The following is a 22718-nucleotide window of genomic DNA, read 5'->3' as shown; positions in this document are numbered from 1 at the left end:
GCCGCTCACCGCCCCGCGCCGCTCACCGCCCCGCGCCGCTCACCGCCCCGCGCCGAGCAGCGCCTCGTCGGCGGCGGGCAGCCAGGAGCCCGCCGGGCGGTGCATCCACCCCTCCTCCTCGGCGACCGCCCGGAAGAGCGCGGTCAGCCCCGGATGCCGCAGCCCAGGCCGGTGCACCAGGCTGACCAGCGACAGCGGCACGGGGTCGACCAGCGGCCGGACCGTGACGCCGTCGATCTCGCCCCATCCCATGCTGGTCAGCACCGCCTCGCCGTGCCGCCGCATGTAGACCAGCAGTTCTTCGAGCCCGATCGGGGGCGCGTGCGGCTCGGCGACCGTCAGGCCGAACTCCTCGGCCAGCAGCGTGCCCAGGTCGGTCCACTCGGTGGTGTTGGGGTTGCCGCCCATGACGTCGAGCGGGTAGCCGGCCAGCACGCCGAGCGGCACCTGCTCCAGCCGCGCCAGCGGGTGCCCCTCGGGCAGGATCACCGCCATCGGGTGCAGCCTGACGGGCACCTGGACCAGGCGCGCCCGCGTCTCGGCCGCCAGCCCCGCGAAGCGGCCGAACGACACGTCGGCGGCGCCAGCCAGGATCGCCGCCGCCCCGGCGGACAGCCCGCCGTGGAAGCGCGCCACGATCTCCGCCTCGGGCGCCAGCTCGCGCGCCCTGACCAGGTAGCGAGGCAGCGCCGCGCCGGGGCTGTTGAGGTCGACGAGCAGCGGCCCCGCGGCCCCGCGCATCGCGCTGACCAGCTCGTCGTGGACGGCCAGCAGCCGCCTGGCCAGCGGCGTCAGCCTGACGCCCGCCTCGGTCAGCTGGACCTGCCGGGTCGACCGGGTGAACAGCACCACGCCCAGGTGCTCCTCCAGGCGGCGGACGTCGCGGCTGAGCGCCTGCTGCGCCAGGTAGAGCCGGGCCGCGGCACGGCCGAAATGGAGCTCCTCGGCGACCGCGACGAACACCCGCAGGAGCCGGGGGTTGATGTCCACCGCCCAAGATTAACCACAGAAAGGCGTTAATCCGGACGGCAAAGGTGTTGGACGCCCTGTGCGGTTCGGCGGAAGCCTGGAGGGCATGGTTCTCCGTTTCTTCCGCTCCTTCGGGCTCGCCCCGGCACAGGCCTTCACGCTCCTCTCGCTTCCGCAGGGCGGCCCCTGGCTTCCGTGACCGAGTTAAAAACGTAACTGAGTTACACTTATGGGATGACCGAACTCGAGACCGAGCGCGCCTATGTCGGCGACTGCAGGAAAGGGCTCCAGCGGATGCTCGAGGGCGCCCGCGACACCGTCATCGTGGGAGAGACCGTCGCGGGCGACCGCTACAGCGCCGAGCGGCTGGGCCGCCACCTCAAGAGCCTGGCCAAGGAGCTGAGCGAGGCCCCCGACGGACCTCCCTTCTTCGGCCGCCTCGACCTCGAGGACGGCCGCCGCCACCACATCGGCCGCCGCCACATCTCGGGGGAGACCGGCCACCCGCCGCTCGTGATCGACTGGCGGGCGCCGGTCTCCACCGCCTTCTACCGCGCGCACGCGGGCGACAGGCGCGGCGTCCGCATGCGCCGCAGGTACGGCTGGGCCGACCTGACCCTCACCGGCTTCGAGGACGAGCACCTCGACGGCCGCCCCCAGGCCGCCAGCGCGATCCTCGCCGCCGAGATCGAGCGGCCCAGGGTCGGGCCGATGCGTGACATCGTCGCCACCATCCAGCCCGAGCAGGACGAGCTGGTCAGGGCCGAGCTGGACCGGTCGATCTGCGTGCAGGGCGCCCCTGGCACCGGCAAGACGGCCGTCGGCCTGCACCGGGCCGCCTACCTGCTCTACGCCCACCGGCAGCGGCTCGACCGGCACGGCGTGCTCGTCCTCGGCCCCAACAGGGCCTTTCTCGGCTACATCGGCGCGGTGCTGCCCGCCCTCGGCGAGGTCGACGTCGAGCAGACGACGGTGGACGACCTGCTCCAGCGGGTCCGCGTGACGGGCACGGACTCCGTCGAGGCCGCGACCGTCAAGCACGACGAGCGCATGGCGGCGGTGCTCAGGAAGGCGCTGTACGGGCGGATCGCCAAGCCGGCCGAGCCGGTGGCGGTGCGCGACGGGGCCTTCGTGTGGCGGGTCCAGCAGGAGGACCTGCGGCGGATCGTCGACGACGCGCGGCGGGCGGCGCTGCCGTACCGGACGGGGCGGGAGCGGGTGCTGTCGCAGACGGTCGCGCTGGTCAGACGCCAGGCCGAGCTGCGCGGCCGCACCGCGACCGCGGCCTGGACGCGCGCGATGACCAGAGGGGTGACGGCCGCGATCGACGCCGTGTGGCCGAACGTGAAGGCCGAGGAGGTGCTGGCCGGGCTGCTCGCCGACCCGAGCGGCCCCGCCGACGGCATCCTCACCGCCGGGGAGCAGCAGGTCATCACCCGCGCGCGCACGCGCTGGACGGCGGCGGACGCGGTGCTGATCGACGAGCTCGACGGATTGCTCGACCGTCCGAAGGGCTACGGGCACGTGATCGTGGACGAGGCGCAGGACCTGTCGCCGATGCAGTGCCGCGCCATCGCCCGCAGGAGCGAGTACGGCTCGCTGACCGTGCTCGGCGACCTGGCCCAGGGCACCACGCCGTGGGCCGCGGCCGACTGGGCCGACCAGCTGAAGAACCTGGGCAAGCCGGACGCCACGGTGATCGCGCTGACGACCGGGTTCCGGGTGCCCGCCGCGGTCGTCGAGCTGGCCAACGGGCTGCTCGACGACCTGGGCGCCGACGTGCCGCGCACCCGCTCCTTCCGGACGGAGGGACAGCTCCTGCTGCGGCCGGCCGGCCAGGCGGCGGCGGCCGTCACCGCGGCCATGGCGCACGAGGGCTCGATCGGGGTGATCGCGGCCGACCGCGACCTGCCCGGCCTGGTGACGCGGCTGCGCGCGGCGGGCGTGGACCTCGCGCCGGTCGACGAGCCCGGCGCGAGGGTCACGGCGGTGCCGGCGAGCATGGCCAAGGGGCTGGAGTACGACCACGTGGTGGTCGTCGGCCCCGAGGCCATCGTCGCCGCGGAGCCGCGCGGCCTGAACCGCCTCTACGTGGCCCTCACCCGGGCGGTCTCGCGGCTCGACGTGATCGGGCCGCTGCCGGTCACCCGGTCCGGCGCAGCGCGCGGGCCGCGCTGACCACGTTGGCCAGCGACGCCTCGACCTGCTCGTAGGTACGGGTCTTCAGGCCGCAGTCCGGGTTCACCCACAGCCGCTCGGCGGGCAGCACCTCGAGCGCGGCCCTGAGCAGCGCGGCCACCTCGTCCTCGGCCGGCACGCGAGGGGAGTGGATGTCGTACACGCCCGGCCCCAGGCCGCGGGAGTAGCCGCCCACGCCGCCCAGGATGCGCGCTCCCGACCTGGCCGACTCGATCGTGGTCACGTCGGCGTCCAGGCCGTCGATCGCGGCCAGGATCTGGTCGGCGTCCGAGTAGCACAGGTGGGTGTGGATCTGGGTGCGGTCGGCGGCCACACAGGTGGCCCTGCGGTAGGCGGCCACCGCCCACTCCAGGTAGTCCGCCTGGCCGCTCGCGCGCAGCGGCAGCAGCTCGCGCAGCGCCGGCTCGTCCACCTGGATGACGGAGATGCCCGCCGCCTCCAGGTCGCGCACCTCCTCGGCGATGGCGTCGGCGACCTGCCAGGTCACCTCGCGCAGCGGCAGGTCGTCGCGGACGAACGACCACGCCACGATCGTGACCGGCCCGGTCAGCATGCCCTTGACCGGCTTGCCGGTCAGCGACTGCGCGTAGCCCGCCCACCGCACGGTGATGGGGGCGGGCCGGCGCACGTCGCCGTGCAGCAACGGCGGCCTGGTGCAGCGCGAGCCGTACGACTGGACCCACCCGTGCCTGGTGACGGCGAACCCGTCGAGGTGCTCGGCGAAGTACTGCACCATGTCGTTGCGCTCGGGGCTCGCCGTGGACGAGCACGTCGAGGCCGAGCCGTTCCTGGAGCCTGATCGCGCGCTCGATCTCCTTCTCCACCAGTGCCTCGTAGTCGGCCACCGGCAGCGTCCGGTCGGCGCGGGCCGCCCGCAGCTCGCCGGTCTGGGGGAAGGAGCCGATCGTGGTGACCGGCAGCGGCGGCAGGCCGAGATGCTCGGCCTGTGCCCTGGCCCGCACCGGGTAGGGGCTGCGGGCGGGCGGCGGGGCGCTCTCCCGGCGCGGCGGCGCCGCCTTCTCCTCGGCCGCCGGGGTGGCGCCCTCGGCGAACAGCCGCGCCAGCGTGACCACCTCGGCCACCTTCTCCTCGGCGAACGCCAGCCGCTCGCGCAGCTCGGGCGCCAGCTCGTCCTCCACCGCCACCGTGTACGGCACGTGCTGCAGCGAGCACGAGGTGCTCACCACCACCCGCTCCGCCCGTACGGCACGCAGCGCCTCCAGCGCCCCAGCGGGAGCGGTCCGCCACACGTCACGCCCCGACACCACGCCGGCGACGACCGTCTTGCCCGGCAGCGCGGGCACCCGGCCGCCGCGTACCAGGTCCACCCCGATCGCCTCGACGGGCGTGGCCGCCAGCACGGGCAGCGCCTCGCCGAGGTCGCCGAAGTAGCTCGCCACCAGCAGGCCAGGCCTGGCCGCCGCCGACCCGAGGCGGTCGTAGGCGGCCCGCACCGCCGCCAGCTCGGCCTGAGTCCGGTCGCCGACCAGCGCCGGCTCGTCGAGCTGCGCCCACGCCACCCTTTCGGCGGCCAGCGCCGACAGCAGCTCCTCGTAGCAGTCCAGCACCTCGTCGAGCCGGTCGAGCGCGCCGGCCAGCAGCAGGAAGGTCACCGGGCCGACCACCACGGGCCGCGTCTCGAACCCGAGCGCCCTGGCCTGCCGTACCTCGCCGAGCGGCTTGGCGGCGTCCAGCTTGAAGACGGTGCCGGGCCCGATCTCCGGCACGATGTAGTGATAGTTGGTGTCGAACCACTTGGTCATCCGCAGCGGCGCCAGGTCCCGGGTGCCGCGGGCCATCGCGAAATAGGGGTCCTCGGCGTCCCTGTAGCGCTCGGGCACCGCGCCGAGCAGCACCGCCGTGTCGAGCACCTGGTCGTACAGCGAGAAGGTGTTGGAGGGCAGCCCTTCCAGCCCGAGCTCGGCCAGCCGCCGCCATGTCCGCTCGCGCAGGTCGGCGCCCACCCGCTCCAGCTCCGCGCGGCCGGTGCGCCCGTCCCAGTACGCCTCGAGGGCCCGCTTCAGCTCGCGGTTCGGCCCGATCCGCGGATAGCCCAGGACGGTGGACGAAGGAAAAGAAGTCATGGGCCCACCGAACACGGACGGCCGGCCCGGGTGCATCATGAATTGATGCTGCTTATGCTTCGGGAGATCCAGTGTTTCGAGCGCGTCGCCGCGCTGCGGAGCTTCTCCCGTGCGGGCGCCGAGCTGGGGATGTCGCAGCCCGCGGTCAGCCAGGCCGTCACCCGCCTGGAGAAGGCGCTGAACGTGCGGCTGTTCGACCGGTCGGCCCGGGCGGTACGGCTGACTCCCGAGGGCACGGCGCTGCTCGGCCCCGCGCACCAGGTGCTCGACAGCGTGCGGTCGTTCGGCCATGAGGCGGCCCGGCTGGCCAGGCCGGTCATCCATCTGGCTTATCCACCGCTGGCGGGGCCGCTCGTGGCGCGCATCGCCCGGAGGCTCGCGGGACGCGGGATCGCGGTCGAGCTCCTGGCGGCCGGGCGCGGCGCGGCGGCGAAGGCGCTGGACGCGGGCGAGGCGTCGGCGGCCATCGTGGCCGTTCCCGCGCCGCCGAGGTTCGTCACGGGCGCCCGGTTCCACGTCAGCGTCGACCGGCTGGCCGTACCGGTGGACCACGCGTGGCGGTCCAGGGTCACGGCCGCCGAGCTGGGCGGCCGTGACGTGCTGATCCCCGGCGGGCGCTGGACGGGACTGCCGGGCAGGCACCGGCAGGTGGCCGACGACGACTTCGCCGCGGCGCTCGACCTGGTCGCCGCGGGAGCGGGGCTGCTGCCCATCCCGCAACTGGTCGCCAGGACCGTGCGCCGCGACGACATCAGGTTCGTCCCGCTGGAGGCGGGGGAGCTGCGCCTGACCTACACGCTGGCGTGGGCGGGGGAGGCGGTCACGCCGGAGCTGATGGCCCTCGTCCAGGCGGTGCAGCAGGCGTTGTGGACGCGGTGACGTTCTTCAACGCCTCGCGCCGGCTCAGGCCGCTGATGCCCTTGGCCTCGACGTAACGGACGACCTCACAGGGGTTGGTCTTGGCGTACTCGCGCAGCGCCCAGCCGATCGCCTTGCGGGCGAAGAAGTCGATGTCGGACAGGCTCGGCTCGATGCAGGCGTAGAGCAGCGCCGTGTCGGTGCGCTCCTTGAACCTGTTCTGGGCCAGGATCGCGGTGCGGCGCTTCCACAGGTTCTCCGTGTGCGCCCACTCCAGCAGCAGCGGCCGCATCGCGCCGGGGTAGGCGGCCAGCAGCCCGCCCACCCGGTGGGTGGCGATCTCGTCGACCAGGTCCCACCACGCCCCCGAGACGACCATCTCCTCGTACATCGGGACGGTGTAGAGGGTCTGGTAATCCCGGTAGTGGCGGGAGCCCGACAGCTCGATCGCCGCGTAGCGCTCCTCGCGGAACTCCGCCTCCCGCCACAGCTCCAGCACCGCGCGCCGCCACTCGGGCGCGCTCTCGACGCGGTGCTCGGCGAAGACCCGCTTCAGCGCCGCCTTCCTCGGCACGGACTGCACGCCGAGGAAGGGCATCTCCGACTTCATGTACGCCTGCATGGCCGGAGCCTTGTCCGGCTCGGCGATCTCCCGCAGCGCCAGCCGTACCGCCTTGGCGAGGCTCATGCCTGGGACTGGGTGGTCCGCTCGCCGGTGGCCAGGCCGTCGAAGAGCACGGTGATGTAGTGCTCGGCCAGGCCCGTGGTGTTGAGCCTGCCCCCAGGCCGGAACCAGCGCACCGCCACCCAGATCGTGTCGCGGATCATGCGGTAGGTCAGCTTCGGGTCGACGTCGGCGCGGAACTGCCCGGCCGCCTGCCCCGCCTTGATCTGCCGCACCCACATCTGCTCCACGTCGTCCTCGGCCTTGACGAGGTAGTTGAAGCGGGGGAACTGGCGCAGGTAGTTCCAGTCGTTCTGCATCACGGTGATCGCGGCCCGGTGCGGCTCCAGCGTGCCGAACCCGATGCGGACCATCTCCGACAGCACCGTGCGCGGGTCGCCGCCGCTCTCCTGGGCCGCCCGGTAGCGGGCGATCAGGTCGTCGAGGAAGGTGGACAGCACCTCGTCGACGATCGTCTCCTTGGAGTCGAAGTGGTGGTAGAGACTTCCTGAGAGGATGCCGGCCTCGTTGGCGATCTCGCGAACGGTCGTCGCCTGGAAGCCCTTGCGTGCGAAGATCTCCGCGGCGAGCTTCACGAGGTGGTCACGGCGCTCGGAGGCCGATCCCGACGCGGCGGCGCGCTTGGTCTTCGGCGGCGCGGCGGTCGGGTTCTTTCGCGTTGTCACGCCTCCATTATGGGCCTTTGCGCAATCGCTTGTTCACCGAACACCCGCAGCTCACCGGCGGTTCCTTACGAACCAAGCGCTTGCTAGGATTCGGTCATGAGCGAGGCCTACATCGTCGGCGCGGTCAGGACCCCCGTGGGGCGCAAGAACGGCGGCCTGGCCGGGGCGCATCCCGCCGACCTCGGCGCCCACGTCATCACCGCGGTCCTGTCCGGCGTCGACCCCGCGGCGGTCGACGACGTGATCTTCGGCTGCGTCGACACGGTCGGCCCCCAGGCCGGCGACATCGCCCGCACCTGCTGGCTCGCGGCCGGTCTGCCGGAGGAGGTGCCGGGGGTGACCGTCGACCGGCAGTGCGGTTCCTCGCAGCAGGCGCTGCACTTCGCGGCCCAGGCGGTGCTCTCGGGCACGGCCGACCTGGTGGTGGCGGGCGGCGTGCAGAACATGAGCATGGTCCCGATCTCGTCGGCCATGACCTTCCCCGGATTCGACACGCCGTTCTCCGGCTCGAAGGGCTGGGCGGCGCGGTACGGCTCGCAGGAGATCTCCCAGTTCGCCGGCGCCGAGCGGATCGCCGCCTCGTGGGGCGTCACCCGCCAGGAGATGGAGGCCTTCGCCCTCACCTCGCACGAGCGGGCCCTGCGCGCCATCGACACCGGACGGTTCGCCGGGCAGATCGTCCCGTACGAGGGCGTCGCTGTGGACGAGGGCCCGCGCAGGGACACCTCGCCGGAGAAGATGGCGGCGCTGCGCCCGCTGCTGCCCGACGGGTCACTGACGGCCGCGCTGTCCTCGCAGATCTCCGACGGGGCCGCCGCGCTGCTGGTCGCCTCCGAGCGGGCCGTACGCGAGCACGGGTTGCGGCCGCGCGCCCGCGTCCACCACCTGTCGGTACGCGGCGCCAACCCCGTCGTCATGCTCGACGCGCCCATCCCCGCCACCGAGCACGCGCTGGCCAGGGCGGGCATGTCCATCGGCGACTTCGACGCGGTCGAGATCAACGAGGCGTTCGCCTCCGTGGTGCTGGCCTGGCTGAAGGCGACCGGCGCCGACCCCGCGATCGTCAACCCCAACGGCGGCGCCATCGCCCTCGGTCACCCGCTGGGCGCCACGGGCGCGGTGCTGGCGGTGAAGCTGCTGCACGAGCTGGAGCGCACCGGCGGACGCTACGGCCTGCAGACCATGTGCGAGGGCGGCGGCCAGGCCAACGTCGCCATCGTCGAGCGCCTCTAGGAGGGCAGGGAGGGCCCGCGCATCGCCTGGCGGGCCTTGCCCATGGCCGCCGTCATCGCCTCCAGCTCCTCGGGGGTGAGCAGGTCGATGAGGAACCTGCGCACCACCTCGACGTGTCCTGGCGCGATCTCCTCGAGCAGCCCCGCGCCCGCCTCGGTGAGCACCGCGAGCACGCCCCTCTCGTCGGCGGGGCAGGTGGTGCGCTCCACCAGGCCGCGCTTCTCCAGCTGGGCGATCTGGTAGGTCAGCCCGCTCTTCGACACCACCACCCCGCGCGCCAGCTCCGTCATCCGCATCCGCCGCTCGGGGGTGGCCGCCAGCAGGGTGAGGATCTCGTACTGCGGATGCGTGAGGCCCGCCGCGCTCTTCAGCTGCTCCTCGATGCGCCTCTCCAGCAGGTGCGAGGCGACCAGGAAGGCCTTCCAGGCGGCCATCTCCTTCGCCTTCAGCCATCGTGTTTCGCTCACGTTCGCCAGTCTATGAGTTGTTCGGATTTGAACGACTGCTTAGGATGGGATTGTTCAAATCCGAACAACAATGACGGAGGCATCCACCATGGCCCGATCGATCACGCTGCTCCTCGCCAGGCTGGCCATCGGGGTCACCTTCCTGCTGCACGGCTGGGCGAAGTTCACCTCCATCGGCATCTCGGGTGTCAGCGCCATGTTCGAACAGGCCGGTGTCCCGCTGCCGGCCCTGGCCGCCCCGGCCGTGGCCCTGCTGGAGGTGGCGGGCGGCGTCGCGCTCATCGCCGGCGCCGCGCTGCCGGTGGTGGGTGCCCTGCTGGCCCTCGACATGGTCGGCGCGATCGTCTTCGTCCACCTGCCCAACGGCTTCTTCGCCGACAAGGGCGGCATCGAGCTCCCGCTCGTCCTCGGCGCGGCCTGCCTCGCGCTGGCGTTCACCGGCGGGGGAGCGCTCGCGGCCGACGGCCTGTGGCGGCGCCGGAAGGAGACCGTCGCGGCGTGAGGCCTGCGCGCAGGGTTGCCGCGTTCGACAGGGGCGGATCCCGCCGGCCGGAAGTGGTCCGTACACGTGCCGGGTTCGTTACCGAGGGTCGTGGGGCCGGGCGTGCTGACGTCCGAAAATGGCTCTAGAAAATAGGAAACTTTCCTATTAGATTTCGAGTCATGCCCAACCCTGGCCGCGACTTGCTTCGCCTTGCCGACTCCGTCATCCTCCCCGGATTCGTGGGGACGACGCCCCCCGACTGGCTCCGCCGCCGGCTGTCCGGCGGCCTGGCCGGGGTCGTGCTCTTCTCCCGCAACATCGCCGACCCCGCCCAGGTGGCGGCGCTGACCTCGGCGCTGCACGCCGAGAACCCCGCGGCACTGGCGGGCGTGGACGAGGAGTCCGGCGAGGTGACCAGGCTCGAGGTCGCCCAGGGGAGCAGCCGGCCGGGCAGCTACGCGCTCGGCGTGGTCGACGACGTCGCGCTCACCGAGGAACTGGCCCGCGACCTCGGGCGTGACCTCGCCGCGGCGGGGATCACGATCGATTTCGCCCCCTCGGCCGACGTGAACTCCAACCCCGGCAACCCCGTCATCGGCCTGCGCGCCTTCGGCGCCGACCCCGAGCTGGTGGCCAGGCACACCCGGGCCTTCGTCAGAGGGCTGCAGGCCACCGGCGTGGCCGCCTGCGCCAAGCACTTCCCCGGCCACGGCGACACCGCCGTCGACTCCCATTACAGTGTGCCGGTCGTGGCCGGAGAGATCGAGGAGCACCTGTCGCCCTTCCGCGCCGCCATCGACGAGGGCGTGCGGGCGATCATGACGGGCCACCTGCTCGTCCCCCGCTACGACGACCAGCGGCCCGCCACGCTCAGCCCCCACGTGCTGACCGCTCTCCTGCGCGAGGAGCTCGGCTTCGACGGCGTGGTCATCACCGACGGGATCGAGATGGCGGCCGTCTCCGGCGCGTACGGCGTCGGCGGCGCGTCGGCCATGGCGATCGCCGCGGGCGCCGACGCCATCTGCGTCGGCGGGGAACGGTCGGACGAGGCGACGGCCGTCGAGGTGCGCGACGCGATCGCCCACGCCGTCCTGGAGGGCAGGCTGCCCGAGGAGCGCCTCGCCGAGGCCGCGCGCAGGGTCACGGGCCTCGGCGCGTGGTCGGCCGCGACCAGGGCGGCGCAGCGCGCCCGCAGTGGGGCCGAGGAAGGGCACGCGGTCGAGGGCGAGATCGGCCTCATCGCCGCCCGCCGCGCCGTCAGGGTCACCCGCAGGACGGCCGCGCGGGTCCTGCCGCTGACCGTCGCGCCGCAGGTCGTCGAGTTCTCCCCGGAGATGAACCTGGCCATCGACAAGGGCACGCCGTGGGGTGTGGGCGAGCCGCTGAGCAAGCTCCTGCCCGGCACCACCGTCACCAGGCTCACCGCCGAGGAGTCGCGTGCCGCCGTCCTCGAGAACCTGATCAGGGCCGCCACGGACCGCCCGCTGGTGATCGTCGCCCGCGACGCCCACCGCCACCCGTGGCAGGCCGAGGCGATCAGCCACCTGCTCACCGCCCGCGCCGACGCGGTGGTGGTGGAGATGGGCCTGCCCGAACGCGCCGACCTCGGCGCGGTCCACATCGCGACGTACGGCTCGGCCAGGGTCTGCGGCCAGGCCGCCGCGGAGGTGATCACCGGTACCCTCTGACGTCGTGGACTTCGACGGCGAGGACCTCTCCCACCTCTCGATGACCGACCGCCTCCCCGCGGACGAGCCGCACGTCTTCCGTGACTGCGACCTCACCGCGACCGACTTCTGGGGCGCGTCGCTGGCCGGGGCCAGGTTCGAGTCGTGCGTGCTGGAGCAGACCGACTTCCGCAAGGCCGACCTCGACGGCGCGGTGTTCACCGGTGGGGGAGGGCTGCGGACCAGGTTCGCCGACGCCGACCTGCTCGACGCCGTCTTCACCGACGTCGACCTGTCCTCGGCGCACTTCGGCGGCGCGCTGCTCACCGACGCCGCCTTCACCGGCTGCCGGATGATCGGCGCGTCGCTCACCGGCTCGAGGGGCACCGGGTTCACCCTCGCCCGCTCGAACCTGACCATGGCCAACCTGGGTGGCTGCTCCCTGCGCGGTCAGCGGCTCGACGGCATCAGGTTCGACGACGCCGACCTGTCGGGGTGCGACTTCACCGAGGCCGTCCTCAGCGACTGCCGCCTGGTCGGCACGAGGGTGCTCCAGACCGTCTTCGCCAAGGCCGACCTGCGCGGCGCCGACCTCGGCCAGCCCGACGACGCCAAGCTGCGCGCCCTGTCCGGGGCGATCATCAACCAGGCGCAGGCCAACGCGATCCTCGCCGCACGCGGCCTCACCGTGGTGTGAGCCCGCAACCGGACGGCGTGCGCCCGTGCGAGCTCACCGTGGTGTGAGCCCGCCCCCGGCACCGGACGGCGTGAGCCCGTGCCGGCTCAGCGCGGTGTGAGCCGCCGCAGCGTCTCGTCCGCCTCGGCCATGATCCGCCCGATCAGCTCCTCGCACGAGGGCAGGTCGTCGAGCACGCCGACCACCTGCCCCGCCGCCATGACGCCGAGATCGGTACGGCCGTCGACCATGGCCGCCCGCAACAGCATCGGGGTGTTGGCCGCCTGCAGCACCTGGGACCAGGTCAGGTCCCTGCCCTTCCGCATCCCGCGGCCCTCGGCCAGCAGGTGCGCCCAGGACAGCCCCGACAGCCGCTTGAAGCGGGCGGCGTTGACGACCGCGCGCAGCAGGCGGGCGCGTTCGAGCGAGGCGACGAACGGCGTGGCGAGCACCCGGTGCGGCACCCCGTCGACCTTGCGGGTCACGAGCGTGTCGGTGGCCTCCAGGTAGAGCCGCTTCACCTGGTCGGGTACCGGGGAGTCGGAGGTGAGCAGGAAGCGGGTGCCCATGGCGACGCCCGCCGCGCCGTACGCCATGGCCGCCACCAGGCCGCGGCCGTCGAAGAAGCCGCCCGCGGCGACGACGGGGATGTCGACGGAGTCGACGACCTGGGGCAGCAGCAGGGTGGTGGGGATCGGCCCGGTGTGCCCGCCGCCCTCGCCACCCTGGACGATCACCGCGTCCACCCCCCACGCGGCGACCTTCTCGGCGTGGCGGCGCGCGCCGACGGACGGGACGGTGACGACGCCCGCCTCCTTCAGCCTGGCGATCAGCTCCCGGCGCGGGGCGAGGGCGAAGGAGGCGACCCTGACACCCTCGCGGATCATGACCTCGACCCGTTCGTCCGCGTCGGCGGCGTCGGAGCGGATGTTGACGCCGAAGGGCGCGTCGGTGCGCTCCTTCACCTCGCGGATCGCGGTCGTCATCTGGTCCAGGGACATGGTGGAGGCGGCGACGACGCCGAGGCCGCCCGCCGCCGAGGTGGCCGCGGCCAGCCGGGCACCCGCCACGTAGCCCATGCCGGTCTGCACGATCGGGTACCGGCAGCCGACCAGGTCGGTGAGCGCGGTTCTCACAGCGACTCGCCGCGCAGGCCGCCGGGGTCGAGCGTCTCCAGGATGCGGCGCTCCTCGTCGGTCGGCAGGCGGGTCGTCGGCACGTCGGGCGGAACGGCCAGCTCGAAGCCCGTCGCCGCCACCACCTCGGCCACGCTGACGCCCGGATGGACCGAGACCAGCCGCATCGACCCGTCGGGGGCGCCCAGGTCGAGCACCGCCAGGTTCGTCACCACTCTGCGGACCATCGGGCCGCCCACGCCGGAGATCATGTCGACCTTCTCGACGAACACCCGCGGGCCGTGCCGGGGGATCCAGTAGCTGGTGGGGCAGCAGACGGTGTTGCCGGGCGCCCCCCGCACGCCCAGGAGCTGGGCCTTGGGCCGCTCCCACGGGCCGATGCAGGAGATGTTGGTGTTGCCGTGCCTGTCGATCTGCGAGGCGCCGAGGAACACGTGCCGCCTGCCGTTCAGCACCAGCCACAGGTGGTCGCGGACGGGCAGCCAGCCCTCCACCACGCCGGGCGCGTCGCCGGTCAGCAGGCACACGCCGTCGGTCGTGATCAGGTCGGGCTCGAACGTCATCCTGGCCAGGCGCGCGGCCAGCATCGTGATCGGCCCGCCGATCCCGGCAGCCACGATCTCGCCGTCGCCCCTGAACGCCTCGGCGCAGGCGACCACGCACACATCAGCCCTGCTCATGGTGATACTCCTGCCACGGGGTCGTCGCGTATCGGCGCTGCTCGGTCTCGTTCCTGCCGTAGTCGGGCTCGCACGAGGTGAATCCCGCGCCTCCTGGCGCCTCGACCACGCCGGTCACGAACGACCTGCTGATCAGCAGCGACTGCACCGGCCCCTCCTTCAGCAGGTCGGCGTTGTCGACGAGCCGCTCGCAGGAGACGTAGCAGCTCGTGGCGGCCTTGGCGTAGAGGTCGTCGAAGTAGGGGTCGGGGCCGAGATACTGCGCGTTGCCGCGCCTGTCGGCCCTGTTGAGGTGCACCAGCGCGACGTCCATGGTCAGCGCGGGCGCCGCGACCAGGTCCTCCTCCGTGTACGGCGAGCGCACGGTCCGCAGCTCGGGGTTGACGCGCATGACGTCGGAGCCGAGCCCCGCCCTGGTCGGCAGGAAGGGCAGCCGGTGCGCGGCGGCGAGCAGGCCGAACATGAACATGCCCTCGTCGTACTCGGTGAACTCGATCGCGCCCTGCTGGCGGGCGGTCCTGAAGTGCGGTTCGAGGGGGATGGTGTCGAGCGTCACGAAGGGGGCCACGACCTTGCGCACCTTGCCGGCGGCGCACAGCATGCCGACGTCGGCGCCGCCGTACGAGATGATCGTCAGGTCGGTGGCGGGCGCTCTGAGCAGGGCGCCGACCAGCGCCATCGGCTTGCGGCGCGAGCCCCATCCGCCCACGCCGACCGTCATGCCGCTCTCGATCCTGGCCGCGACCTCGTCGGCCGTCATCACCTTGCTCACCGCAGGAACCTCTCCCTGTGCTCGTCGCCCGTGCCCATCAGGTTCAGCTCGAAGGTGAGGCCCTGCTCGAAGCGGTAGCTGTGCTTGACGTCCACCGGGTCGATGCCGTTGAGCGACTCCTTGGCGCGCCTGATGACGTAGGGATCCTTGCCGGCGATCACGTCGGCCACCTCCATGGCGGCCTCGAGCAGCTTGTCGCGGGCCGTCACGCGCAGCACGGAGCCGAAGGCGTGCAGCTCCTGCGCGGTGACGTTCCTGCACGTGTAGACCATCGCGCGCACGAGGTGCTGCGGCACCAGCCGGGCCAGGTGGGTGGCCGCGCCGAGCGCGCCTCTGTCGACCTCGGGCAGGCCGAAGTAGGCGTCGTCGCTGGCGACCACGATGTCGGCGTTGCCGGCCAGGCCGACGCCGCCGCCGAGGCAGAAGCCGTGCACCGCGGCGACCACCGGCACCGCGCAGTCGTACACGGCGGCGAACGCCTCGTAGCAGCCCCTGTTGGCGCCGACGAGCGCGGAGTGGCCCGCGCTCCGCTGCATCTCCTTGATGTCCACGCCCGCGTTGAACCCGCGGCCCTCGGCTCTCAGCACCACGACCCTGGTCCCGGGGTCCCGCCCCGCGGCGTGGACGGCCCGCGCCAGGTCGTGCCAGTCCCGCACCCGCAGCGCGTTGACCGGGGGGACATCGACGACCACCTCGGCGATCGGTCCCGCCCGCAGCGTGATTCCCATGACGCTCCTGTTGTTACCTAACGCTTGCTTGGTACCGTAGCATCCGTGATCTCCTACGACTACACCGGCAAGGTGGTCCTGGTGACGGGCGGCACCAAGGGGCTCGGGCGGGGGATCGCCCGCGCCTTCCGGTCGGCGGGCGCCGAGGTGGTCGTCTGCGCCAGGACCCCGCCGGACGAACCCGTCGACGGCGCCGGTGTCCGGTTCGTCCGGGCGGACGTGCGCGACCCCGAGGACCTGGAACGGCTGTTCGGCGGGCTCGACCGGCTGGACGTGGTGGTCAACAACGCCGGTGGCGCGCCGTACGCGATGGTCGCCGGCACCTCGCCCCGCCTGCACGCCCGCGTCATCGAGCTCAACCTGACCGCGCCGCTCCTGGTGTCCCAGCGGGCGCACGCGCTGCTCGCCGCCACGGGCGGCGCGGTGATAATGATCGGCAGCACGAGCGGCACCCGCCCGTCCCCTGGAACCTCCGCGTACGGCGCGGCCAAGGCGGGTCTGCACCATCTGGCCGCCTGTCTGGCCGCCGAGTGGGCCCCCGAGGTCAGGGTGAACACGGTCGTGGTCGGCCTGGCCAGGACCGAGAACGCCGGCGAGCACTACAGGGACAGGATCGAGCTCCTCAGCGCGACCATCCCGGCCGGGCGGATGGCCGAGCCGGACGACGTCGGCGAGGTGTGCCTCTGGCTGGCGGGTGCCCGTTACGTCACGGGGGCGCAGGTTCTCGTGCACGGGGGCGGCGAGACCCCTGCCTGGAAGTGGCTGGCATCTGATGAAATCTCCCGATAACCCAAGGAGGTCGCGTGGCGAGGATCTGTGAAGGCCGGGTCGTGATCGTGACGGGTGCCGGGCGCGGCATCGGCAGGGCGCACGCGCTGGAGTTCGCCCGGCAGGGTGCCAAGGTCGTCGTCAACGACCTCGGCACGGGGCGCGACGGCGGCGGCAGGTCGGGCGCCCCCGCCCTCGAGGTGGTCGAGGAGATCCGCGACCTGGGCGGCCAGGCCGTGGCCAACTGTGACGACGTGGCCGACTGGGACGGCGCGGCCAGGCTGGTCAAGATGGCGGTCAGCGCCTTCGGCAGGCTGGACGTGCTGGTCAGCAACGCGGGCTTCCTGCGCGACCGGATGCTCGTCTCGATGACCGAGCACGAGTGGGACGAGGTGATCAGGGTCCACCTCAAGGGCCACTTCCTCCCGTTACGGCACGCCGCCGCCCACTGGCGGGAGCGGTCGAAGGCCGGCGATCGGGTCGCGGCCCGCGTCGTGCACACCTCGTCGGGGGCGGGCCTGCTCGGCAGCGTCGGGCAGGGCAACTACGCGGCGGCCAAGGGCGGCATCGCCACCCTCACCCAGGTCGCGGCGGCGGAACTGGTCCGATACGGGGTGACGGTCAACGCCATCGCGCCCGCCGCCAGGACCAGGATGACCGAGGAGGTGTTCACGGCCACGATGGCCAGGCCGGAGCACGGATTCGACCCCATGGACCCGGCCAACGTGGCCCCGCTGGTGGCCTGGCTCGGCTCGGTCGCCTCCGGCCACGTGACCGGCCGGGTCTTCGAGGTGGAGGGCGGGCGGATCGGACTGGCCACCGGCTGGCGGCACGGGCCCGCGGTCGAGAAGGGCGGCCGGTGGGATCCCGCCGAGGTGGGCCAGGCGGTCGACGCTCTGCTGGCCCAGGCGCCCGAACCCGAGCCGGTCTACGGCTCGTGAGCAGAACAACCTTCTGATTACTAAGAGCTACCCATCAACTGCACTCGGCTATATGATCGCTTTGGCTTTGACCCACCCGGTCAAGCGGAGTCAACGGGATGGCCGCGCGCTACGGGCCCATGCGTGCCGCCGTCCGCGACCCCAACTGGCGAAGGAGCTGAAGTGATCAAGAAGCTGTGCGCAACCGGTGCCCTCGTGGCAGCGGCCGCGGGCGCCACGCTGCTGGCGCCCCCCGCACACGCCGACACGTGGACGAGCAACTGGAGCCACAACAGCGACGCCTGGCTGTCGGGCAACACCTTCGGGAACGTGCGGGCCGCCAACGTCGGCGCCGGTCGCTCCACGAACGTCAACAACATCAACGGCATCGCGAACACGGCCTCCAACGGCAGCATCGTGGTGACGTACATCTTCTACTAGCCACCACGTCCTCCCCCACGGATGGAACGTTCCACAACAACCTGACCTGGAAGGTAGCCGACATGCTCAAGAAGCTCTGCGTCACCGGAATCGTCGTCGCCGCCGCGGGCGCCACCCTCATGAGCGCCCCCGCCAGCGCCGACACCTACATCCGCAACAGCAGCCACAACCACGGGGCCGTCCAGTCGGGCAACAACTTCGGCAACGTGTTCGCGGGCAACTTCGGCACCCGTGGCGCGACCAACGTCAACAACATCAACGGCAACGCCATCACCGCCACCAACCGCAGCGGCGTCGGCGTCAGGTTCTGGGTCGACTAGTCGGCCTCATCAGCGTGCGAGCCGGGTCGGCGACGACCCGGCTCGCGCCTGTTGCGTAACATCCGTCGGGTGACGATCTGTGCATATGTGACATGTGATAGCGCTGAGTCCCGCGACGACGAGCGTGATCCGGTGCTGGCCGCCTGGCGCGCGGCAGGCATCGAGGGCAGGGCGGTCCGGTGGGACGATCCCGGTGTCGACTGGAGCGTGTTCGACGCCGCCGTGGTCCGTTCCGTATGGGACTACGTCGACAGGCGCCCGGAGTTCCTGGCGTGGGCGAAGGCGGCCGCCGGCGTGACCCGGCTGCTCAACCCGGCGCCGATCCTCCTCGCCAACACCGACAAGACCTACCTGCGCGAGCTGGGCCTGCCGGCCGTGCCGACGCACTGGTCGGCCGACGACCTGCCGGACTGGCCCGAGTACGTCGTCAAGCCGGCGGTCTCGGCGGGAGCGCGCGACACGATCAGGACCACCGACAGGGCGGCGGCGAGGGCGCACGCGCAGGCGCTGACGGACGCGGGCCGTACTCCGATGGTCCAGCCGTACCTCGACATGGTCGAGGCCGAGGGCGAGACGTCGCTGCTCTATTTCAACAGGACCTTCAGCCACGCCGTCCGGCGCAACGCGATGCTCGCCGGAGGGCAGACCCTCGCCGACAACGGCCGCGCCGACCCGCGCACGCCGGCCCCCGACCTGGTCGAGCTGGCCGAGAAGGTGCTCGCGGCGGTGCCGGGCGACCTGCTCTACGCCAGGGTCGACCTGATCAGGCTCCCGGACGGCAGCCCCGCCCTGATGGAGCTGGAGCTCACCGAGCCCTACCTCTATCTGAGCCACATGGACGGCGCGGCCGACCGGCTCGCCCAGGCGCTCACCGAGCTGCTCTGAGGGGCGGAAAACCCGTTGCGCGGTGCGGCGGCGGGTTGGTTGACTGCGCACGACGAGCAGGAACACGAGCGACGTGAGGGGGAATGTTGATGCCCGCGGCCACCGAGGTCGCCGTCGCGCGCCCTCGAGCGGACTCACCCCCTGGCCGGAGCGGCCCGCGGGGCTGATCCCGCCTGGCGTGACGGCGGCACAGGTGTCCCGTCCGCAACGCCTCGAAAGTGCTACTCCGTTGCCTCGTAAGAGTTCGTTCCGCTGCGTCAACTGCCGGCTCGACGTCCCCATGGACGCGCCCGGCACCCGTCACCGCAACCACTGCCCGACCTGCCTGTGGTCCCGCCACGTCGACCGGACCCCCGGCGACCGCGCCGCCGACTGCGCGGCGGGGATGGCGCCCATCGCCATCCACGTCCGCCAGGGCGGCGAGTGGCAGATCATCCACCGCTGCACCTTCTGCGGCGAGCTCGACGCCAACCGCATCGCGGGTGACGACAACCCGCTCACGCTGATGCGCCTGGCCGTCGCCCCGCTCGCGCAGCCGCCCTTCCCGCTCGACTGGTTCGCCCGCCTCTGAGTCTCAGGCGGTGATGCCCCCGTCCACCGGGATCACCGCGCCCGTCAGGTAGGCGCCCGCCCGCGAGGACAGGAAGATCGCCGCCCCGGCCATGTCGTCGGGGCGGCCGATCCGGCCCAGCGGCACGCCGGCGGCGACCAGCTCGCGGGTGGCGGGATCGTCGAGGGCGAAGGCCATCATCCTGGAGTCGAACGGGCCTGGGGCGATCGCGTTGACCGTGATGTGCTGGGGGGCGAGCTGCCTGGCCAGGTGCCTGGTCAGCATGTGGACTCCCGCCTTCGCCGCGGAGTAGGCGTAGTTCTCCATCGCCGGAACCCTGATGCCGTCGACGGAGCCGATGTTGATCACCCGGGCCGGGTCGTCGGCGTCCGCCGCCGCGCGCAACTGGGGGAGGAAGCGCTGCGTGAGGAAGAAGACGCCCTTCACGTTGATGCCCCAGAGCTTGTCGAAGGCGTGCTCGGGATACTCCTCCAGCGGGGCGCCCCAGGTCGCCCCCGCGTTGTTGACCAGCACGTGCAGCGGCCCCTCGACCGCCTCGACCAGCCTGTCGACGCCCTCGGGCGTCGACAGGTCGGCCGGCACGGCCACGCAGCCCAGCTCGTCGGCGGCCTTGGCGACCTCGGCCGTCTTGCGCGCGGAGATGTAGACCGTGGCTCCGGCCGCGACGAACCCCGCCGCGATCATCCGCCCGATGCCCCTGGAGCCGCCCGTGACGACGACCTTCTTGCCTTCCACCGAGAACAGCGTCATGGTGGGGAAGCATGCCATACCGACCGGTCGGTTTCCAGGGTGGTCACAGGCCGGGGATGCGGCCGTTCCTGAACAGGTCGACGAACGTCTGGTGGTCCTGGCGGGCCTGCGCGCCGTAGGCGTGGGCGAAGTCCACCAGCATCCTGACGAACCCGGTCGTGTCACCGTCGATGGCCGACACGATCGCCTCCTCGGTGGAGAAGTCGACCAGGTCGTGTGCGGACTCGTCGTCGGCGACCGAGTGCATCCTGGCCACCGCCCGCCCGAGATCGCGCACGATCGAGCGCAGTTCGCCGGGCTCGTTGACGTCGTCCCAGTCAAGGTCGGCCGAGTACGGCGAGACCTCCGCCACCAGCTGCCCTATCCCGTCGAGCGTGGTGTAGCCGAGCCACGGATCGGCGTAGGCCTGCAGGGCGCGCTGCGACTCGGCGGTCCTGTGCCCCTGGTGCCTGAAGTAGGCGGCGACCTTCTCGTCGTGGATGTGCCTGGCCACGGCGGGCACCTGGGCCTGCTTCATGTAGAGGATGACGTCGTTCTCCAGCGCCTGGGTGCGGCCCTCCAGCAGGAGGTTGTAGGACGGCAGCCCCGCCGAGCCGATGCCGACGCCCTTGCGCAGCGCCACGTCCTTGATGACGTGCTCCACGGGGCCGGCGAGGCCGGGCAGCGTGGTGAGGTAGTCGTCGAAGGCGGCCACCACCGCCGCCCTGGTCCCTTCCGAGACCGGCTCGCGTCCGTCGATGAGCGCGAAGCGCCGGTCGTAGTCGTCGATCACGGTCTCGACGTCGAGCAGGGCCACGCGCGTGTGCAGCCGCGCCGACTGCAGCACCCGGTGGAGCACGCCCGTGGTGGTGCCCAGCGTCAGCGAGCCGATCGCGTCGTCGCCGCCCTTGGCGATGGCGGTCAGCTCGGTCAGGTAGGCGGTGCCGAAGTCGCTCACCAGGCGGGAGATCGCCTCGTCGGACAGGGCCTTGCCGTACCCGATGAGGGCGACGCTGGCCGCGAAGCGCTTCAGGTCCCAGGTGTAGGGCCCGACGTAGGCCTCGTCGAAGTCGTTGACGTTGAAGACGAGGGCACCGGAGGCGTTCATGTAGGTGCCGAAGTTCTCGGCGTGCAGGTCGCCGTGGATCCAGACCCGGCGGGTGGGCCCGTCCAGGTAGGAGTCGTCGGCGAAGTCGCCGGTCATGTCGGCGTAGAAGACGGCCGCGCTGCCGCGGTAGAAGGCGAACGCCGACCCCGCCATCTTCCTGAACTTGCGCAGGAACGCGGCGGGGTCACGCTCGATGGAGGGGCCGAACTCGGTGGTCAGCACCTCGAGGAGGTGTGACGCGCGGCTCTGTGTCGCCATAGTTCACCGTAGTCCCGCGCGCCCCTCCAGGCTAGGTCGCGCGCGGCAGCGCCCGCACGCTGACGACGGCGAGCGCGGCGGCCAGCAGCAGCAGCCCCGCGGCCTGACCGGCCCAGGTGGCCACCAGGGGCTGGGTGAAGACGCCCTCGACGTCGTAGCGGACAGGCGCCCGCAGCACGCCCAGCAGCGCCGCGACGACGGCCAGGGCCAGGCTCCAGGCCGGCGGGGCCTTCCGGGCGAGGCAGACCACGCCCGCCACCGCGGTCGCGACCGCGCTCAGGCCGTGCGGGTCGATCCACCCGGCCATCCAGTCCAGACCGGCGCCGGTGTAGAAGGCCAGGTCCCGGGTGATACCGAATCCGGCGGCGACGTACAGGACGACCAGCCCCAGCGGCAGGACCGCGAGCAGTGACGAGCGGCGCACCGGCGCGTCCCGGTGCTGGCCGAGCAGGAGCGCCGCGGCGGGGACCGCCGTCACCAGCAGGTAGGACAGCTCGTCGACGGCCGGCCGCTCCCAGACGAACAGCTCCTGCGCGAGCGTGACCCCGAGGAACAGCAGGCCGGCGTAGGCGAGGATCCTCGCCGCCCGCACCCGGCCGAGCGCGAGCGTGGCGAAGGCCGCTATCCCGACGAGATCCGCCGCCGCGGACACGAGCTGCCACGCCTGCCCGGCCGGATCGGTGATCAGGAACTCGGCGGGGAGGGAGCCGACGACACCGAGGGAGAACAGCGTGCCGACGAGGCCGTACCAGCCCAGCACGGCGTGGAAGCCCAGGCCGAGCAGGGCGACCAGCCGGACCGCGTCGCCCATCGCCCGGTAGCGGGGAGCGGCGCCCAGCCCGCCGGCCCTGGTCCTGACCGCCAGCGCGGCCACGGAGGCGACCTCGCGCCAGCTCGGCCGCGGATTGTCCTCGTCCGGGACCTGGCCGGCGCTGTCGAGGTAGGCGTCGACCATCTCCTCCTCGCGCTCGGCCCGGTAGGAGGCGGGCAGCATCCTGAGCACGAAGCGGTAGCGCTGCTCCAGCAGGGTCATGCGAGACCTCCGGCGGCCGACGGTCGGGGGGTGAAGGCGCGCCTGCGGGCGTCGAGCCGTGCGGTGGCGGCCTGGAGGGTGCCGGACAGCCTGGCGACCTCCGTCTGGAGCGCGCCCTCGCCGGCGTCGGTGAGGCGGTAGTAGCGGCGCAGCCGCCCCGACTGCACCTCCTCGTGGTCGAGCTCGACCAGGCCCTCGGCGGCGAGCCGGTCGAGCACGCCGTACAGCGTGCCGATCTTCAGCTGCACCTTGCCCTCGGACAGGCGCTCCACTTCCTGGACGATGCCGTAGCCGTGGCGCGGCTCGTCGAGAAGTGCCGTCAGAGCCAGGAACATGGGCTCCGTCATATTCATGAACTCACCATAACATGCCTGACAAGATA

At 72.4% G+C, this 22718-nt stretch carries 24 protein-coding genes and 1 pseudogene; 12 read left to right on the top strand and 13 right to left on the bottom strand.

Annotated features, from left to right (window positions below):
* Positions 1-39: 39 nt before the first annotated feature.
* Positions 40-990 (bottom strand): LysR family transcriptional regulator, encoded by a 951-nt coding sequence (locus ACWEVS_RS12325; RefSeq protein ID WP_452551339.1) that lies wholly within the window; start codon positions 988-990, stop codon positions 40-42.
* 213 nt (positions 991-1203) lie between these two features.
* Here ACWEVS_RS12325 and ACWEVS_RS12320 point away from each other — a divergent pair, with 213 nt between their 5' ends.
* A complete protein-coding gene (locus tag ACWEVS_RS12320; RefSeq protein ID WP_452551337.1) occupies positions 1204-3147 on the top strand; it encodes a HelD family protein in 1944 nt (647 codons plus the stop codon).
* On the opposite strand, the pseudogene metE reads toward ACWEVS_RS12320, so the two are convergent.
* Positions 3113-5252, bottom strand: a pseudogene (metE, locus tag ACWEVS_RS12315) (5-methyltetrahydropteroyltriglutamate--homocysteine S-methyltransferase). The gene ACWEVS_RS12320 and the pseudogene metE sit on opposite strands and share 35 nt — an antisense overlap.
* Positions 5253-5297: 45 nt before the next feature.
* On the opposite strand from metE, the gene ACWEVS_RS12310 reads away from it, so the two are divergent.
* Complete coding sequence (locus tag ACWEVS_RS12310; protein ID WP_452551335.1) at positions 5298-6131, top strand: LysR family transcriptional regulator; 834 nt, start codon at positions 5298-5300, stop codon at positions 6129-6131.
* Here ACWEVS_RS12310 and ACWEVS_RS12305 read toward each other — a convergent pair.
* Positions 6073-6798, bottom strand: coding sequence for a DNA alkylation repair protein (locus tag ACWEVS_RS12305; RefSeq protein WP_452551333.1), 726 nt, complete (start codon positions 6796-6798; stop codon positions 6073-6075). The two genes, ACWEVS_RS12310 and ACWEVS_RS12305, sit on opposite strands and share 59 nt — an antisense overlap.
* The gene (locus ACWEVS_RS12300) at positions 6795-7460 is read right to left on the bottom strand and encodes a TetR/AcrR family transcriptional regulator (RefSeq protein ID WP_354906784.1); all 666 of its coding nucleotides are present in this window, start codon (positions 7458-7460) and stop codon (positions 6795-6797) included. The genes ACWEVS_RS12305 and ACWEVS_RS12300 overlap by 4 nt, the downstream gene beginning before the upstream one ends.
* A gap of 96 nt (positions 7461-7556) precedes the next feature.
* On the opposite strand from ACWEVS_RS12300, the gene ACWEVS_RS12295 reads away from it, so the two are divergent.
* On the top strand, positions 7557-8693 hold the full coding sequence (locus ACWEVS_RS12295; protein ID WP_452551331.1) for an acetyl-CoA C-acetyltransferase: 1137 nt from the start codon (positions 7557-7559) through the stop codon (positions 8691-8693).
* Here ACWEVS_RS12295 and ACWEVS_RS12290 read toward each other — a convergent pair.
* A complete protein-coding gene (locus ACWEVS_RS12290; protein ID WP_354906782.1) occupies positions 8690-9160 on the bottom strand; it encodes a MarR family winged helix-turn-helix transcriptional regulator in 471 nt (156 codons plus the stop codon). The genes ACWEVS_RS12295 and ACWEVS_RS12290 overlap by 4 nt on opposite strands.
* 88 nt (positions 9161-9248) lie before the next feature.
* Here ACWEVS_RS12290 and ACWEVS_RS12285 point away from each other — a divergent pair, with 88 nt between their 5' ends.
* From ACWEVS_RS12285 to ACWEVS_RS12275, 3 genes are all read left to right on the top strand, one after another.
* Complete coding sequence (locus ACWEVS_RS12285) at positions 9249-9662, top strand: DoxX family protein (RefSeq protein WP_452551329.1); 414 nt, start codon at positions 9249-9251, stop codon at positions 9660-9662.
* A 161-nt stretch (positions 9663-9823) separates the two neighbouring features.
* Positions 9824-11332, top strand: coding sequence for a glycoside hydrolase family 3 protein (locus ACWEVS_RS12280; RefSeq protein ID WP_452551327.1), 1509 nt, complete (start codon positions 9824-9826; stop codon positions 11330-11332).
* 4 nt (positions 11333-11336) lie between these two features.
* Complete coding sequence (locus ACWEVS_RS12275; protein ID WP_449917072.1) at positions 11337-12008, top strand: pentapeptide repeat-containing protein; 672 nt, start codon at positions 11337-11339, stop codon at positions 12006-12008.
* Positions 12009-12094: 86 nt separating this feature from the next.
* Here ACWEVS_RS12275 and ACWEVS_RS12270 read toward each other — a convergent pair whose 3' ends face one another.
* From ACWEVS_RS12270 to ACWEVS_RS12255, 4 genes are read right to left on the bottom strand one after another with little or no spacing between them, the layout of a single operon-like run.
* Positions 12095-13123, bottom strand: coding sequence for an NAD(P)H-dependent flavin oxidoreductase (locus tag ACWEVS_RS12270; RefSeq protein WP_452551325.1), 1029 nt, complete (start codon positions 13121-13123; stop codon positions 12095-12097).
* Entirely contained in the window at positions 13120-13803 is a 684-nt protein-coding gene (locus ACWEVS_RS12265; protein WP_452551323.1) for a CoA-transferase subunit beta, read from the bottom strand. The genes ACWEVS_RS12270 and ACWEVS_RS12265 overlap by 4 nt, the downstream gene beginning before the upstream one ends.
* Positions 13790-14563 carry a CoA transferase subunit A gene (locus ACWEVS_RS12260; protein ID WP_452551347.1) on the bottom strand — a complete coding sequence of 258 codons (774 nt, stop codon included), beginning with the start codon at positions 14561-14563 and terminating at the stop codon, positions 13790-13792. The genes ACWEVS_RS12265 and ACWEVS_RS12260 overlap by 14 nt, the downstream gene beginning before the upstream one ends.
* Before the next feature lie 8 nt (positions 14564-14571).
* Positions 14572-15303, bottom strand: a complete 732-nt coding sequence (locus ACWEVS_RS12255; protein ID WP_452551321.1) for an enoyl-CoA hydratase family protein — start codon at positions 15301-15303, stop codon at positions 14572-14574.
* A gap of 45 nt (positions 15304-15348) precedes the next feature.
* Here ACWEVS_RS12255 and ACWEVS_RS12250 point away from each other — a divergent pair, with 45 nt between their 5' ends.
* From ACWEVS_RS12250 to ACWEVS_RS12225, 6 genes are all read left to right on the top strand, one after another.
* Positions 15349-16092 carry an SDR family oxidoreductase gene (locus tag ACWEVS_RS12250; RefSeq protein ID WP_452551319.1) on the top strand — a complete coding sequence of 248 codons (744 nt, stop codon included), beginning with the start codon at positions 15349-15351 and terminating at the stop codon, positions 16090-16092.
* Positions 16093-16106: 14 nt separating this feature from the next.
* Complete coding sequence (locus ACWEVS_RS12245; RefSeq protein ID WP_452551317.1) at positions 16107-17012, top strand: SDR family oxidoreductase; 906 nt, start codon at positions 16107-16109, stop codon at positions 17010-17012.
* Between the two features lie 162 nt (positions 17013-17174).
* Positions 17175-17432, top strand: a complete 258-nt coding sequence (locus ACWEVS_RS12240; RefSeq protein WP_354906773.1) for a hypothetical protein — start codon at positions 17175-17177, stop codon at positions 17430-17432.
* Between the two features lie 62 nt (positions 17433-17494).
* A complete protein-coding gene (locus ACWEVS_RS12235) occupies positions 17495-17752 on the top strand; it encodes a hypothetical protein (RefSeq protein ID WP_354906772.1) in 258 nt (85 codons plus the stop codon).
* 87 nt (positions 17753-17839) lie between these two features.
* Positions 17840-18637, top strand: coding sequence for an ATP-grasp domain-containing protein (locus ACWEVS_RS12230; protein ID WP_452551315.1), 798 nt, complete (start codon positions 17840-17842; stop codon positions 18635-18637).
* A gap of 229 nt (positions 18638-18866) precedes the next feature.
* On the top strand, positions 18867-19208 hold the full coding sequence (locus ACWEVS_RS12225; RefSeq protein WP_354906770.1) for an RNHCP domain-containing protein: 342 nt from the start codon (positions 18867-18869) through the stop codon (positions 19206-19208).
* 3 nt (positions 19209-19211) lie between these two features.
* On the opposite strand, the gene ACWEVS_RS12220 is transcribed toward ACWEVS_RS12225, so the two are convergent.
* Genes ACWEVS_RS12220 through ACWEVS_RS12205 form a run of 4 tightly spaced genes read right to left on the bottom strand, consistent with a single transcriptional unit; the run spans position 19212 to position 22689 of the window.
* Positions 19212-19958, bottom strand: a complete 747-nt coding sequence (locus ACWEVS_RS12220; RefSeq protein WP_452551314.1) for an SDR family oxidoreductase — start codon at positions 19956-19958, stop codon at positions 19212-19214.
* A 43-nt stretch (positions 19959-20001) separates the two neighbouring features.
* Positions 20002-21303, bottom strand: a complete 1302-nt coding sequence (locus ACWEVS_RS12215) for a DUF2252 domain-containing protein (protein WP_452551313.1) — start codon at positions 21301-21303, stop codon at positions 20002-20004.
* A gap of 31 nt (positions 21304-21334) precedes the next feature.
* A complete protein-coding gene (locus tag ACWEVS_RS12210; protein WP_452551311.1) occupies positions 21335-22336 on the bottom strand; it encodes a hypothetical protein in 1002 nt (333 codons plus the stop codon).
* The gene (locus tag ACWEVS_RS12205) at positions 22333-22689 is read right to left on the bottom strand and encodes a PadR family transcriptional regulator (protein WP_452551309.1); all 357 of its coding nucleotides are present in this window, start codon (positions 22687-22689) and stop codon (positions 22333-22335) included. The genes ACWEVS_RS12210 and ACWEVS_RS12205 overlap by 4 nt, the downstream gene beginning before the upstream one ends.
* Positions 22690-22718 lie beyond the last annotated feature (29 nt).

The organism is Nonomuraea sp. NPDC003754, from assembly GCF_053605785.1.
This window is presented reverse-complemented; position numbering and strand designations above follow the sequence as displayed.